The 13,370-nt window shown below is 64.0% G+C and carries 11 protein-coding genes; 8 read left to right on the top strand and 3 right to left on the bottom strand.

Annotated features, from left to right (window positions below; all coding sequences use genetic code 11):
* Positions 1-196 precede the first annotated feature (196 nt).
* The 6 genes from mmsA (at position 197) to RTN46_RS02350 (ending at position 7,473) form a co-directional block, all read left to right on the top strand.
* Positions 197-1,762 (top strand): multiple monosaccharide ABC transporter ATP-binding protein, encoded by a 1,566-nt coding sequence (mmsA, locus tag RTN46_RS02375; RefSeq protein ID WP_312178826.1) that lies wholly within the window; start codon positions 197-199, stop codon positions 1,760-1,762.
* Positions 1,759-3,054: a multiple monosaccharide ABC transporter permease gene (gene mmsB, locus RTN46_RS02370; protein WP_312178825.1), complete on the top strand. Its 1,296-nt coding sequence runs from the start codon at positions 1,759-1,761 to the stop codon at positions 3,052-3,054. The genes mmsA and mmsB overlap by 4 nt, the downstream gene beginning before the upstream one ends.
* Before the next feature lie 71 nt (positions 3,055-3,125).
* The gene (locus tag RTN46_RS02365; RefSeq protein ID WP_312178824.1) at positions 3,126-4,208 is read left to right on the top strand and encodes a substrate-binding domain-containing protein; all 1,083 of its coding nucleotides are present in this window, start codon (positions 3,126-3,128) and stop codon (positions 4,206-4,208) included.
* Between the two features lie 169 nt (positions 4,209-4,377).
* Positions 4,378-4,998, top strand: a complete 621-nt coding sequence (locus RTN46_RS02360; protein WP_312178823.1) for a helix-turn-helix domain-containing protein — start codon at positions 4,378-4,380, stop codon at positions 4,996-4,998.
* Positions 4,995-6,254 (top strand): MFS transporter, encoded by a 1,260-nt coding sequence (locus tag RTN46_RS02355; RefSeq protein WP_312178822.1) that lies wholly within the window; start codon positions 4,995-4,997, stop codon positions 6,252-6,254. The genes RTN46_RS02360 and RTN46_RS02355 overlap by 4 nt, the downstream gene beginning before the upstream one ends.
* 94 nt (positions 6,255-6,348) lie before the next feature.
* Positions 6,349-7,473: a Gfo/Idh/MocA family oxidoreductase gene (locus RTN46_RS02350; RefSeq protein ID WP_312178821.1), complete on the top strand. Its 1,125-nt coding sequence runs from the start codon at positions 6,349-6,351 to the stop codon at positions 7,471-7,473.
* A 56-nt stretch (positions 7,474-7,529) separates the two neighbouring features.
* Here RTN46_RS02350 and RTN46_RS02345 read toward each other — a convergent pair whose 3' ends face one another.
* A complete protein-coding gene (locus tag RTN46_RS02345) occupies positions 7,530-7,727 on the bottom strand; it encodes a hypothetical protein (RefSeq protein ID WP_312178820.1) in 198 nt (65 codons plus the stop codon).
* Between the two features lie 147 nt (positions 7,728-7,874).
* On the opposite strand from RTN46_RS02345, the gene RTN46_RS02340 reads away from it, so the two are divergent.
* A complete protein-coding gene (locus RTN46_RS02340; protein WP_312178819.1) occupies positions 7,875-9,344 on the top strand; it encodes a glutamate--cysteine ligase in 1,470 nt (489 codons plus the stop codon).
* A 169-nt stretch (positions 9,345-9,513) separates the two neighbouring features.
* Positions 9,514-10,059 (top strand): Hsp20/alpha crystallin family protein, encoded by a 546-nt coding sequence (locus tag RTN46_RS02335; RefSeq protein WP_312178818.1) that lies wholly within the window; start codon positions 9,514-9,516, stop codon positions 10,057-10,059.
* A gap of 92 nt (positions 10,060-10,151) precedes the next feature.
* Here the strand turns inward: RTN46_RS02335 and RTN46_RS02330 are convergent, their stop codons facing one another.
* Positions 10,152-11,372 carry an NADP-dependent isocitrate dehydrogenase gene (locus tag RTN46_RS02330; RefSeq protein ID WP_312178817.1) on the bottom strand — a complete coding sequence of 407 codons (1,221 nt, stop codon included), beginning with the start codon at positions 11,370-11,372 and terminating at the stop codon, positions 10,152-10,154.
* A gap of 176 nt (positions 11,373-11,548) precedes the next feature.
* Entirely contained in the window at positions 11,549-13,162 is a 1,614-nt protein-coding gene (purH, locus tag RTN46_RS02325; RefSeq protein ID WP_312178816.1) for a bifunctional phosphoribosylaminoimidazolecarboxamide formyltransferase/IMP cyclohydrolase, read from the bottom strand.
* Positions 13,163-13,370 lie beyond the last annotated feature (208 nt).

Below are 13,370 nucleotides of genomic sequence, written 5' to 3'. Positions count from 1 at the left end.
TTCACTGCGCTTATGTTCAAGACTTGACGGCAAGTGAAGGAAGAGAGTTTACTTCCTTATCGACCCCGTCACGGGGTCCCGGAAAGACCCTGAAAGACAAAGAAGTCACATTGGGAGGCACTCATGCAGGCAGCAGTTGCAGTTCGGGCAATTGGAACGCGCAGCGTCCATTGCCCCTGCGGCAGGGATTTTGCGGATGCCCGCTAACCACACCATCCTGGAAATGCGTTCCATTACCAAGGAATTTCCTGGGGTCAAGGCCCTCTCCGAGGTTTCGATTACCGTCCAATCCGGCGAAATACACGCGATCTGCGGCGAAAACGGTGCGGGAAAATCGACGCTCATGAAGGTCCTCTCCGGGGTGCATCCGTATGGCACCTACACCGGCGGCATCTTTTTCCAGGGCAAAGAAGTCCAGTTCAAGGACATTCGCTCATCGGAAGCCGCCGGGATCGTCATCATCCACCAGGAACTGGCCCTGATCCCAGAGCTGTCCATTGCGGAGAATATCTTCCTCGGCAATGAACCGCAGCGTTTCGGAATCATCGACTGGGACAAGGCTAATCTTGCGGCGACAGAGCTTATGGCCCGGGTGGGCCTGGAGGAAGATCCCACTACTCCGATCAAGGACATCGGGGTGGGCAAGCAGCAGCTCGTCGAAATTGCCAAGGCACTGAGCAAGAGCGTCAAGCTCCTTATTCTTGATGAACCAACAGCCGCCCTGAACGAATCCGATTCCCAGCACCTGCTCGATTTGATGTCAGGCCTGCGCTCCAAGGGAGTCTCCTGCATCATGATTTCGCATAAATTGAACGAAATTGAGCAGATCGCCGACTCCATCACGATCATCCGCGACGGCAAATCGATTGAGACAATTGACGTTGCCAAGGACGGCGCCGATGAAGACCGGATCATCAAGGGCATGGTTGGGCGTTCACTCGAATCCCGCTTCCCGGACCACACACCCCACATCGGCGAAGTTTTCTTCGATGTGCGCGGCTGGACCGTCGGGCACCCCACTGTGCCGGACCGGCTCGTCTGCAAGGGCTCAAACTTCCAGGTCCGCCGCGGGGAAATCGTTGGTTTTGCCGGCCTCATGGGCGCGGGCCGCACCGAGCTGGCGCGTTCACTCTTCGGACGCTCCTACGGGAACTTCATCAGCGGCCAGATCTTCAAGGACGGCCGGGAGGTCACACTCAGGACCGTTACCCAGGCTATCGACCACGGCCTGGCCTATGTCACCGAGGACCGCAAGAGCCTGGGCCTGAACCTGCTCGATGACATCAAGGCCACCACCGTCGCGGCAAACCTGCAGAAAATCACCAAGGGACTGGTCGTCGACAAGGACGAGGAATACCGGTACGCCGAGGAATACCGCAAAAGCCTGCGGACCAAGGCCCCCAGCGTGGATGAAGGTGTTGCCAAGCTCTCCGGCGGGAACCAGCAGAAGGTGGTCCTGTCCAAATGGATGTTCACCGACCCGGACCTGCTGATTCTTGACGAGCCGACCCGCGGCATCGATGTGGGCGCCAAATTCGAGATCTACGGGATCATCCAGCAGCTCGCCAACCAGGGCAAGGGCGTGATCGTCATCTCCTCGGAGCTGCCCGAGCTCCTGGGTCTCTCCGACCGCATCTACACCATTTTCGAAGGCGCCATCACCGGCGAGCTCGCCAAGGCCGAGGCCAGCCAGGAGAACCTCATGAGGCTCATGACCTCGGCCGGCAAGCAAACCTACGCCACTCAAGGACCCCTCTCATGAAAGCACTCAAAGCGCTCCTGAGCGGCAACGGCCGCCAGTTCGGCATGATCTTTGCCCTCGTTGTCCTCATCGCCCTGTTCCAGTGGCTCACGGGCGGCAAGACCCTGACGCCGACGAACATGATCAACCTGTTCAACGGCAACTCCTACATCCTGATCCTCGCGGTCGGTATGGTCTTTGTGATCATCGCTGGCCACATCGACCTCTCGGTCGGCTCCGTGGCGGCATTTACCGGCATCCTCGTGGCGATGGCCATGCGGGACTGGGGACTGCCCTGGTACGCCGGGGTCCTGCTGGGCCTGCTGATCGGTGCCGCCATCGGAGCCTGGCAGGGAATCTGGGTGGCCTATGTGGGCATACCCGCCTTCATCGTGACCCTCGCGGGCATGCTGATCTTCCGCGGAGCCAACCAGTGGGTCGGCCAGTCCAACACCGTTCCCGTGCCCCAGGATTTCCAGGTCATTGGTGCCGGATACCTTTGGGAAATCGGCCCGGACACCGGGTTCAACAACCTCACGCTGCTGCTCGGCCTGCTGCTGGCAGCGGTGGTCATCGTGGGCGAGATCCGCCGCCGGGCCAAGACCGCAAAGATCGGATCCGTCAATCCGCCGGTCTGGGTTTCGGTGGTCAAAACCGGCCTGCTCGTCGCTGCCATCCTCTACGCGACATACCTCTTCTCCACCGGGCGGCCGGGAACCTCCTTTCCGATCTCCGGCATCATCCTGTGCGTCCTGGTGATTTTCTACGTTTTCATCTCCACCAAGACGGTGATCGGCCGCCATGTCTACGCGGTGGGCGGCAATCTGCACGCGGCTGAACTCTCCGGCGTGCAGAGCAAGAAGGTCAACTTCCTCGTCATGATGAACATGTCCATCCTGGCGTCCCTGGCCGGCATGATCTTCGTTGCCCGTTCCACTGCTTCCGGCCCGTTTGACGGGACCGGCTGGGAACTGGACGCCATTGCTGCCGTGTTCATTGGCGGCGCAGCAGTTTCCGGCGGCGTCGGCACCGTCGTCGGCTCGGTCGTCGGGGGCCTCGTGATGGCAGTCCTGAACAACGGACTGCAGCTGCTGGGCATCGGAGCCGACCGTACCTCCATCATCAAGGGCCTGGTCCTGCTCGTAGCCGTCGCCCTCGATGTCTGGAACAAGAGCCAGGGCAAGCCCTCAATAGTCGGCCTGATAACCCGGAACTTCGGCGGCAAAGCCGGCAAACCTGTTGTTTCGCCGCCGGTCAATCCCAAGCCCGAGATGCCCACCGGGACGAAGTCCACCATCGGAACGGATGCCTAGCGCTTCCGGCCCGTTGTTCCGCACTACCCGTCCGCTCCACCCCAGCACCACCAATCCCGAAAGAGAGCACCATGCGCAAGATCGCAAAGTCAATCGCCGTTGTCGCGACGGTGGCAGCACTGTCGCTGTCAGCATGCGGCCGTTCCGACGAAACCACGTCAGGTGAGGCTGCCGGCTTCGAAGAAGGCTCGGCAATCGGTGTGGCACTGCCGCAGAAGACCTCGGAAAACTGGGTCCTTGCCGAAGGCCTGTTCAACGACGGACTGACCGAAGCCGGTTACAAGCCGCAGGTCCAGTTCGCCAACGGCGGCGTATCGGAGCAGCAGAACCAGATCAGCTCCATGATCACCAACGGTGTCAAGGTCCTGGTGGTCGGGGCCATCGACGGCGCCCAGCTCGGCTCGCAGCTGCAGGAAGCCAAGGACGCCGGCATCACCGTCATCGCCTACGACCGGCTGCTGACGAACACCGAGAACGTCGACTACTACGTGGCATATGACAACTTCAAGGTGGGCCAGCTGCAGGGCCAGGCGCTGCTGGACGGAATGAAGGCCAACAAGCCCGAAGGCCCCTACAACATCGAGCTCTTCGCCGGGTCCCCCGACGATGCCAACGCCCAGGTCTTCTTCGACGGAGCCATGGACGTCCTGCAGCCTGAGATCGAATCGGGCAACCTGAACATTGTGTCCGGCCAGACCGAGTTCAACCAGGCCGTCACCCAGGGCTGGAAGGCAGAGAACGCCCAGAAGCGCATGGATACTCTGCTCTCGGGTTCCTACGGCACCGAAGAGCTCGACGGCGTCCTCTCCCCCAACGACACGCTGGCCCGTGCCATCCTGACCTCTGTCTCCGCTGCCGGCAAGCCGGTTCCGGTCGTGACCGGCCAGGACTCCGAGGTTGAGTCGGTGAAGTCCATCATGGACGGCATCCAGTACTCCACCATCAACAAGGACACCCGAGCCCTCGTGGACCACTCCATCGAAATGGTGAAGGGCCTCGGTGCCGGCGACGAACTCGAAATCAACGACGACGAGTCCTACGACAACGGCGTCAAGGTGGTTCCCGCCTACCTGCTCGAACCGCAGATCGTGACCAAGGAAAACGCTGCCGAGGCGTACGCCAACGATCCGACGCTCTCCGCGCTGGTCAAGTAACCCTTCAAGAACAGCCCGGGCACCCTTTTCCGAGGGTGTCCGGGCTTTTCCATGTCCGGACCGCACTTTCGCAGGTTCAGCAGCAGTTCCGGAAACTCTTTGCTATGGCTCAGGCAATCATTTCTAAAGAACCCTTGCTAAAGAAGTCTTTAGCACACAGGATGGGTGCATGACCGAGCAGACAGAACCATCCGGCCCCGGCCCGTCCACCCCCGGACGCACCGCTGAGATATCCGATCCGGTCCGTATTCGAGCCCTGGCACATCCACTTCGGTTGGCCCTGCTGGACTATCTGGACAAGGTTCCGGAGGGCACGGCCACGCAATGTGCTGCTGCGACCAGCACGTCCGTAGCCAGCTGCTCCTACCATCTCCGGATCCTCGCGAAGCACGGCTACATCGAGCAGGTGCAGCAGCCGGGCCGTGAAAAGCCCTGGCGGTCACCGCGGCAAAGCCGCACCCATTCGGTTGACCCCACGGTTCCTGGCTCACAGCACGCCCTGGCAGCACTGTCCGGCCTCCTGGTCGCCCGGGAGGCCGAACGGATCATGGACTGGGCCCGGACATCCGGTGAACTGGACCCCGAAGACGTGGACGCCGCGTCAATCCTCAAAAGCACTTTCTACGCCACACCCGCTGAGCTGAAAGCACTCCGCGAAGAGATTATGGCTCTCCTGGACCGCTTGGCTCCCCGCCGCACCGACCCGGCGCTGCGTCCGGCTGGAAGCCGTGAGGTCCACTACTTCAGCGTGACCAACTTTGAGCCCACCCCTCCCCCGGGCACACCATGACCAGCCGCCCGGACACAGCCGGGGCAGGCACCAACCGTCAGGCCCTGTCCGTGCCCGCGTTCCGACGCCTGTCTGCCGCTTGGGTTTTTACCAACTTCGCCGACTCGGCCCTCTACCTCACGGCCGCCGTATGGATGAAGCACCTGACCGGCAGCGATGCCGCGGCCGGGCTCGTGTTTGCCTGCCTGGGCCTGCCCGCCCTCCTGGCACCGGTGACCGGGTGGCTCGCCGACCACCTCCCCCGGCGCGGACTGCTCGTGGCGGCCAACGCGGGCTCTGCCGCCGTCGTCCTCCCGCTGCTGCTTGTCAGCGACGCAGCAATGGCGTGGCTGATCTATCCGGTGATGTTCCTGTACGGCACCGGCTCCTACCTCACCTCCGCCGCGCAGTCGGGACTGCTCAAGGATTTGCTGGAACCACGCCTGCTGGCACCCGGCAACGGGCTGCTGACCAGCATCGACCAGGGCCTGCGGATCGTTTCCCCGCTGCTGGGCGCCGGGTTGTTTGCGCTGTGGGGCATGGCCCCGATCGTTGTGCTGACCGTCTGCTGTTTCGCGGCCTCCGCGCTTGTCCTCGCCGGCCTGCCGACCTCCGTTGTCCGGGCTGCTCCGCACAGCCGGCCAGGGTTCTGGACAGAGTCGGTGGCCGGTGCGGTGTTCCTGGCCCGCCACCGGGTCCTGCGCACCGCCACGCTGGCGATCGTGATCCTGGTCTGCGGCGCCGGAGCCCTGAACGTCACTGAATTCGCCGCCGTGGACCAGGGTGCCGGGCTGCCGCCGGAGTTCATCAGTGTGCTCGCAAGCGTCCAGGGCGTGTTCGCGATCATTGGCGGGCTGTCCGCGGCGGCAGTTATCCGCCGGATCGGCTTGTCCTGGTGCCTGCGGATCGGAATTGCGGTTTTCGCCCTTGGAATCCCCCTGCTGGCCACCGCCTCCGTTCCACTGTTTTTCCTGGCGGTTGCCCTTGCCGGTACCGGTGTCTCCCTGGCCGTGGTCTCCTTCAACACGCTGCGCCAATCCGAAACCCCTTCCTCGCTCCAGGGCCGCACCGCCGCTGCCACGCAGGTGGTGATCAGCCTTCCCCAGGTAGCCTCCTCCGCGCTGGCAGCGGTTCTGATCTCCGTACTCGACTACCGGGCCCTAACCCTCGCTGCGTCGGTGATGTGCCTGGCGGCGCTCCTGCCGCTGATGCAGCGCCGCCCGTCTGCGCCGGCAGTTCCGGACGCCCCGCAGCCGGCCGCGGACCCGGCAAAGTAGTCGTTCGGGACTGGGCAGCGGCCAGCCCGGACCATAAGGTAGTTCTATTGCCGAGACACTAGCTGGCCAAGCCACTGACCGAGAGCCGAGGACCATGAAGGCCCCGAAGTACATTCACACACCGCCGTGTGTCCTTCAAGGAGCGCCCAGCCCAGTCCAGGCAACCGGCCGCATCCTGAGGTGGGGCGTAGTGGCCACCGGACGAATCGCAGGCCGAGTCACCGAGGACATCGCCCGCCTCGAAGACGCCGTCCTGCAGGCTGTCAGCTCCCGTTCCCAGGCGACCGCCGTGGACTTCGCGGACCGCTTCGGGTTCGCTGCCAGTTATTACGACGACGAGGCCCGGGGCAAGGGCTACCGGCAGCTTTTTGCGGACCCGGACGTCGACGTCGTCTACATCGCTACGCCGCACGCCCAGCACTACGAGCTCGCCCGCGAAGCACTCGAGGCCGGCAAGCACGTGCTGTGCGAAAAATCGATCACCATTAATGCCGCGGAAATGGCAGACCTGATGGAGGTGGCCTCGCGGCGCGGGGTGTTCCTGATGGAAGCGGTCTGGACACGGTTCCTTCCGTGCATCAACCGGCTATGGGATATCCTCGCCGGCGGCGAACTTGGCACCATCAACTGGGTGCAGGCAGATCTGGGGTTCCCGGCGCCGTACGATCCAGCGAGCCGGCTGTGGGATCCGGCCGCCGGCGGCGGGGCACTCCTGGACCTCACCATCTATCCGCTGACCCTCGCCGTCGGCGCCCTGGGCTTTCCACAGCGGGTGCAGGCTTCCGGGTCGCTGAACGGCGACGGCGTCGACACCCAGAACGCCCTCACCCTGGGCTACGAGTCCGGTGCCATGGCCCAGCTGACCTCTTCCCTGCTGTCCTCCGGCCCGCGGACCGCAACCATCTCGGGGAGCGAGGGGTGGGTCCGGACCGGTGCGCCGCTGCACAACCCCGTGGAACTGCAGATCCAGCAGCATCTGGGTGAGACCCGGGTTGAACGCTTCCAACAGGTAGGCAACGGCTACACCTACGAGCTCCGGGAAGTCACGCGCTGCATCCAGGAAGGGCTCACCGAAAGCCCCACCATGCCGTGGGCTGACTCCCTGCGGACCATGCAGCTCTTCGACGAAGTCCGTGCCCAGCTGGGTGTCCGCTACCCCAACGACGACGGTCACCAGCCTTCCCTGCATACGCTCGGCAAACTCCCCGGCTCCGCTTAGTCCAGCCACAAGCAACTGCAGGGTGCCCGGCGCTGGCCGGGCACCCTGCAGTTTGTCTATCCCCCGCCCAGACCGCCCAGTCCGCCGGAGAATTTCCCGATCAGGTCCTGCGGATTGACGCCCAGTTTGCTCAGCAGCCCCGAGTCCTTGTCCGTATCCACCTGGTCCGGCAACTCAGATTCGGCGTGGCTTGCCTGGTCATTGCTGCCCTTGCTCTTCAGGAAATCGATGATCTGCTGTTTTCCGATCTGCATATCTGTCTCCTTTACGGTGCTCCCCAACCGTTGATCCCAGGCACGAGCGTAGGCGCAGCCAGCGCCGGGCAACAGGGCCCGGGTAGTTTCGCCCCCAGGCCCACCGGCACGCTATACAACCTCCCACGGCCGTGGTTTCCTTCAACCATGGGCGCAGAAGTCACCTCCAAGTCCTTCAGCCGCGAACAGCGGACCCGGTACCGTGCACGCCTGCTGGAGAACCTGGACAGATTCGCCGGGTTTTTGGGTACCGCGGACTTCGCGGACTCTGCCAGCATCGGCGTCGAACTCGAACTGAACCTCACCAACGACGACTTCACGCCGGCGCTCCGGAATACCTCGGTCCTGGAACAGATAGCCGACCCCGCGTTCCAGACCGAGATGGGTGCCTTCAACATCGAAATGAACCATCCGGCCCTTTCCATCCGCGGCGAGGGCCTGATGGAGCTTGAAGAGAGCCTGCGGCGCCAGCTCAACCGGGCCGACGAGCTGGCGGCCAAAGCCGAAGCGAACATCCTGATGGTCGGGATCCTGCCTACCCTGACTCCGGCTGTCTTCGACGGCGATGCCTGGATCAGTTCCGGTGCGCGTTACGCGGCGCTTAACACGTCGGTTCTCCAAGCCCGCGGAGAGGATGTGCATCTCTCGCTCCACGGCATCGAAACGCTCACCCAGTACGCCGCTAACATTGCTCCGGAAGCTGCCTGCACCTCCCTGCAGCTGCATCTGGAGGTCAGCCCGGCTGACTTTGCCCCCGCCTGGAATGCCGCCCAGCTGATCGCGGGTCCGCAGGTTGCACTGGCGGCCAACTCCCCCATTTTCATGGAGCGCATCCTGTGGCAGGAAACCCGGATCGAGCTGTTCAAACAGGCCATCGATACCAGGCCTCCGGAGATGCGGAACCAAGGCGTTCGGCCCAGGGTCTGGTTCGGCGAACGGTGGATCACCTCCATGTTCGATCTGTTCGAGGAGAACGTCCGCTATTTCCCGGCCCTGCTGCCTGAGGTCTCAGCAACGACGTCGGGCTCCACACAGTCCGGCGCGCCGCTGTTGCCGGAACTTCGCCTGCACAACGGCACCGTGTACCGGTGGAACCGTCCGATCTACGACCCGGGCACGGACACGCCCAACCTGCGGCTGGAAAACCGTGCCCTGCCGGCCGGGCCCACAGTCCTGGACGTAACCGCAAATGCCGCGTTCTTCTACGGCCTGGTGCACACGCTGCGCACCGCTGACCGGCCGCTGTGGACGAGGATGGCGTTCAAGACTGCCACGGACAATTTCCTCGCCTGCTCCCGCCTGGGACTGGACGCTGCCGTCTACTGGCCAGGCATCGGGGACATCCCCGTGGCTGAGCTTGTGGTCCGGCACCTTGTCCCCATGGCCGCGGACGGGCTGCGGGATCTCGGTGTCGAGGATGCCTGTATTGCCCGCTATCTCGGTGTCATCGGGGAACGGGCACGCAGCGAGCAGAACGGTGCGTCGTGGCAGGTTGCCATGCTCGGAAAACTCGAGGCCGCCGGGTTCGACCGGACGACGGCATTGACGGAAATGACCCGCCGCTACTGGCGCCACATGCACAGCAATGAGCCGGTCCATCTGTGGACGTTGGACTAGCTGGAAGGGAAATCAGGGTTGCACTAGCACTCTCCATGCGCGAGTGCTAACCTATTTCCATCCTTGAGCGAGGTTGGCTCAAGTTTCGACCCTTCGTTTATTCATTCAGTTCTGTTAGTGAAAAACACATCCACCGCCCCGGCGGGACGGTGAAAAGGAGTTGATGAGAATGGCCATGAAATTCGATCCTTTCCGCGAACTGGACAGGATGGCAGGCGCCCTTCTGGATCCCCGGCAGCGGCTGCGGCTCATGCCGATCGACCTGTACCGCGAGGGCGACCACTACATCATGAATGCGGACCTGCCCGGCATCGATCCGGGATCCGTTGATGTGGATGTTGACGGCCAGCTGCTTACCATCCGGGCGGAGCGGACCGTCCAGGCACCGGAAGGCACCACCTGGCTGACCCGGGAGCGTGAGTCCGGCAGCTTCCTGCGGCAGCTGAACCTCGGCCAGGGTATTGATATTGACGGTATTTCCGCCAAGTACGAGAACGGGGTGCTGAGCGTCCTCATCCCCGTCAGCGAGCGGGCCAAGCCACGGAAGATCCAGGTCTCGGCCTCCTACACGGACGGCGGCAACGTCATCCGGGGCGAGTCGTCCTCACAGCCCTCAGGGGCCATGGGTACGGGTGCGGGCACTGCGCCGGGCGCCGCGCCGGGATCCGCTTCCGGCGGCATGGGCGGCTCCGGGAATCCCGGGTCAGGCTCCTAACCGGCAAACCCAGGAGACGCAGGAATACCTATAAATACAGCAGCCCCGGTCCTTTCGGACCGGGGCTGCTGTATTACTTCTTGGTGCGGGATCTAGCCCAGGCGCGCCTTGAGGTTCTCATCCAGTGCGGCGAGGAAGTCCTCGGTGGTCAGGTACGACTGGTCGGGCCCGACCAGCAGTGCCAGGTCCTTGGTCATCTTGCCGGATTCGACCGTCTTGATGACGACGTCTTCCAGCGTCTGTGCGAAGTTGGTGACCTCGGGGGTGTTGTCCAGCTTGCCGCGGTGCATCAGGCCACGGGTCCACGCGAAGATCGAGGCGATCGGGTTCGTGGAGGTGGGCTTGCCCTGCTGGTGCTGGCGGTAGTGACGGGTCACGGTGCCGTGTGCGGCTTCAGCCTCGACGGTCTTGCCGTCCGGGGTCATCAGCACGGACGTCATCAGGCCCAGCGAGCCGAAGCCCTGTGCCACGGTGTCGGACTGGACGTCGCCGTCGTAGTTCTTGCAGGCCCAGACGTAGCCGCCTTCCCACTTCATCGCGGAGGCAACCATGTCATCGATCAGGCGGTGCTCGTAGGTGAGGCCGGCTGCTTCGAACTGGTCCTTGAACTCGGCGTCGAAGACTTCCTGGAAGAGGTCCTTGAACTGGCCGTCGTAGGCCTTCAGGATCGTGTTCTTCGTGGAGAGGTACACGGGGTAGTTCCGCTGCAGGCCGTAGGCGAAGGATGCCCGGGCGAAGTCGCGGATGGAGTCGTTGAAGTTGTACATACCCATGGCCACGCCGCCGTCGTCACCGTAAGTGACAACCTGGGTCTTGATTTCTTCCCCGCCGTCCTTGGGGGTGTAGGTCAGCGTCAGGGTGCCGGCGCCGGGAACCTTGAAGTTGGTGGCCTTGTACTGGTCGCCGTGTGCGTGGCGGCCGATGATGATCGGCTTGTTCCAGCCCGGGACCAGGCGCGGGATGTTGGAGATGATGATCGGTTCGCGGAAGACGACGCCGCCCAGGATGTTGCGGATGGTCCCGTTCGGGGAAACCCACATCTTCTTCAGGCCGAATTCCTCGACGCGTGCCTCATCCGGAGTGATGGTCGCGCACTTGACGCCTACACCGTGCTCCTTGATGGCGTTGGCGGCGTCAATGGTGACCTGGTCATCCGTGGCGTCGCGGTTCTGGATCGACAGATCGTAGTACTTGAGGTCAACGTCCAGGTACGGGTTGATCAGGCGGTCCTTGATGAACTGCCAGATGATCCGTGTCATCTCGTCGCCGTCGAGCTCTACGACAGAGCCCACAACCTTGATTTTGTCAGCCACACGGTCTCCTAGTGTGATGGGGGTCCGGACATGGCTTTTGGCATGCGGGGACCCGGCTTTTTTGGGTCTGGTATCTTCGTCCAACTATGCCACAGCGCATTGGCGGCCCATAAACCGCAGGCCGTGCGCATTCGTCATGCGCGCGGCCTGCGGCGGGGCCGGCAGGCGGGGATTTCCTAGTGGAAGAAGTGGCGTGCGCCGGTGAAGTACATGGTGACGCCGGCAGCATTCGCCGCCGCAATCACCTCTTCGTCGCGGACGGAGCCGCCGGGCTGGACCACGGCGCGGACACCGGCGTTCAGCAGGATTTCCAGGCCGTCGGCGAACGGGAAGAACGCGTCGGAGGCCGCCACGGCGCCGCGGGCCCGCTCATCATCCTCGCCTGCCAGGGTATTGGCGCGTTCAACGGCCAGCTTGCAGGAATCCACCCGGTTGACCTGTCCCATGCCGACGCCCACGGAAGCTCCGTCGCGGGCCAGCAGGATCGCGTTGGACTTGGCGGCGCGGACTGCGGTCCAGGCGAAGGCGAGGTCGGCCAGCGTCTTTTCATCCGCGGCTTCGCCCGCGGCCAGGGTCCAGTTGGCCGGGTCGTCGCCTTCAGCCTCAACCGTGTCCGGCTGCTGCATCAGCACGCCGCCGGAGACCTGGCGGAACTCCACCGGGTTGCGCCCGTAACCGTCGGGCAGGGTGAGCAGGCGGATGTTCTTCTTGCGGGAGAGGATCTCCACGGCTTCGGGCTCGAAGTCCGGGGCGATGACCACCTCGGTGAAGATGTCCTTCACCGTCTCTGCCATACCGGCGGTTACGGTGCGGTTGGCGGCGATGACTCCCCCGTAGGCGGAGACCGGGTCGCAGGCGTGCGCCTTCAGGTGCGCGTTCGCAATCGGGTCAGCGGCACCCGGGGAAGCGACGGCCACACCGCAGGGATTGGCGTGCTTGACGACGGCGACGGCCGGCTGGTCAAAGTCGAAGGCGGCGCGCAGGGCGGCATCGGCGTCGACGTAATTGTTGTAGGACATCGCCTTGCCGTGCAGCTGGTCAGCCTGGGCGACACCGGGCATCGAATCCTTGTCCGCGTAGAGCGCGGCGGCCTGGTGCGGGTTCTCGCCGTAACGCAGGACTTCCGAGCGTTCCAGGGCCATTCCGGTGTAGGCCGGCCAGGAGGCGCCGGCGTCGGTGCCGTCACCGAACTGCTGTGCCGTCCAGGTTGCCACTGCCGTGTCATAGGCGGCGGTGTGGGCGAACGCTTCGGCGGCCAGCCGGCGTCGTTCATTCAGGTCAAAGCCGCCTTCAGCGGCGGCCGTGGTCACCGCGGCGTACTTGGCCGGGTCAACGACGACGGCGACCGACGGGTGGTTCTTCGCTGCAGCGCGGACCATCGAGGGGCCACCGATATCGATCTGCTCGACGACGTCGTCCTGGGCTGCACCGGACTTCACGGTCTCCACGAACGGGTAGAGGTTGACCACCACGAGGTCGAAGGCTTCGATGCCGAGTTCCTCGAGCTGGTCCTTATGGTCCTGCCGGCGGCGGTCGGCAAGGATGCCGGCGTGCACGCGCGGGTGCAGCGTCTTGACGCGGCCGTCGAGGCATTCGGCGAAGCCGGTGACTTCGGCGACCTCGGTAACGGGTACTCCCGCGGCAGCAATCTGCTTGGCGGTGGAGCCGGTGGAGACGATGCTGACGCCGGCAGCGGAGAGGCCCTGGGCCAGTTCCGTCAGTCCGGTCTTGTCATAAACCGAGATCAAGGCCCGGCGGATGGGGACACGGTCGAGGGGGGTGTGTTTCACGGAAGGCACTCCAGGTGACGTGGGTTCGGCAGATCGAGCTGCGACCGCGCCGCGGATCGCGGCCGGGCGGGCCCGGAACCAGTTTATGCTCCGCTCTGTCCGGTCCCCAGACCACAGGTAACAGAGCGGCAGCCTGCGGACTCATTCCCCTTGGAGTACGGGGGCGCGGGCGACGGTCAGGCGGCGGGTGCTGGCGGGCGGGCGGCAG

Origin of the sequence: Arthrobacter sp., from assembly GCF_031988865.1 — a bacterium.
Classification (GTDB): domain Bacteria; phylum Actinomycetota; class Actinomycetes; order Actinomycetales; family Micrococcaceae; genus Arthrobacter_B.
Note: the sequence above shows the minus strand (reverse complement) of the source record. Positions and strands in the feature narration are given on the sequence as shown.

Bases quoted from the DNA above. Each gene is read 5' to 3' on its own strand.
- mmsA (WP_312178826.1), top strand. From the start codon at position 197: ATGCCCGCTAACCACACCATCCTGGAAATGCGTTCCATTACCAAGGAA.
- mmsB (WP_312178825.1), top strand. From the start codon at position 1,759: ATGAAAGCACTCAAAGCGCTCCTGAGCGGCAACGGCCGCCAGTTCGGC.
- RTN46_RS02365 (WP_312178824.1), top strand. From the start codon at position 3,126: ATGCGCAAGATCGCAAAGTCAATCGCCGTTGTCGCGACGGTGGCAGCA.
- RTN46_RS02360 (WP_312178823.1), top strand. From the start codon at position 4,378: ATGACCGAGCAGACAGAACCATCCGGCCCCGGCCCGTCCACCCCCGGA.
- RTN46_RS02355 (WP_312178822.1), top strand. From the start codon at position 4,995: ATGACCAGCCGCCCGGACACAGCCGGGGCAGGCACCAACCGTCAGGCC.
- RTN46_RS02350 (WP_312178821.1), top strand. From the start codon at position 6,349: ATGAAGGCCCCGAAGTACATTCACACACCGCCGTGTGTCCTTCAAGGA.
- RTN46_RS02345 (WP_312178820.1), bottom strand. From the start codon at position 7,727: ATGCAGATCGGAAAACAGCAGATCATCGATTTCCTGAAGAGCAAGGGC.
- RTN46_RS02340 (WP_312178819.1), top strand. From the start codon at position 7,875: ATGGGCGCAGAAGTCACCTCCAAGTCCTTCAGCCGCGAACAGCGGACC.
- RTN46_RS02335 (WP_312178818.1), top strand. From the start codon at position 9,514: ATGGCCATGAAATTCGATCCTTTCCGCGAACTGGACAGGATGGCAGGC.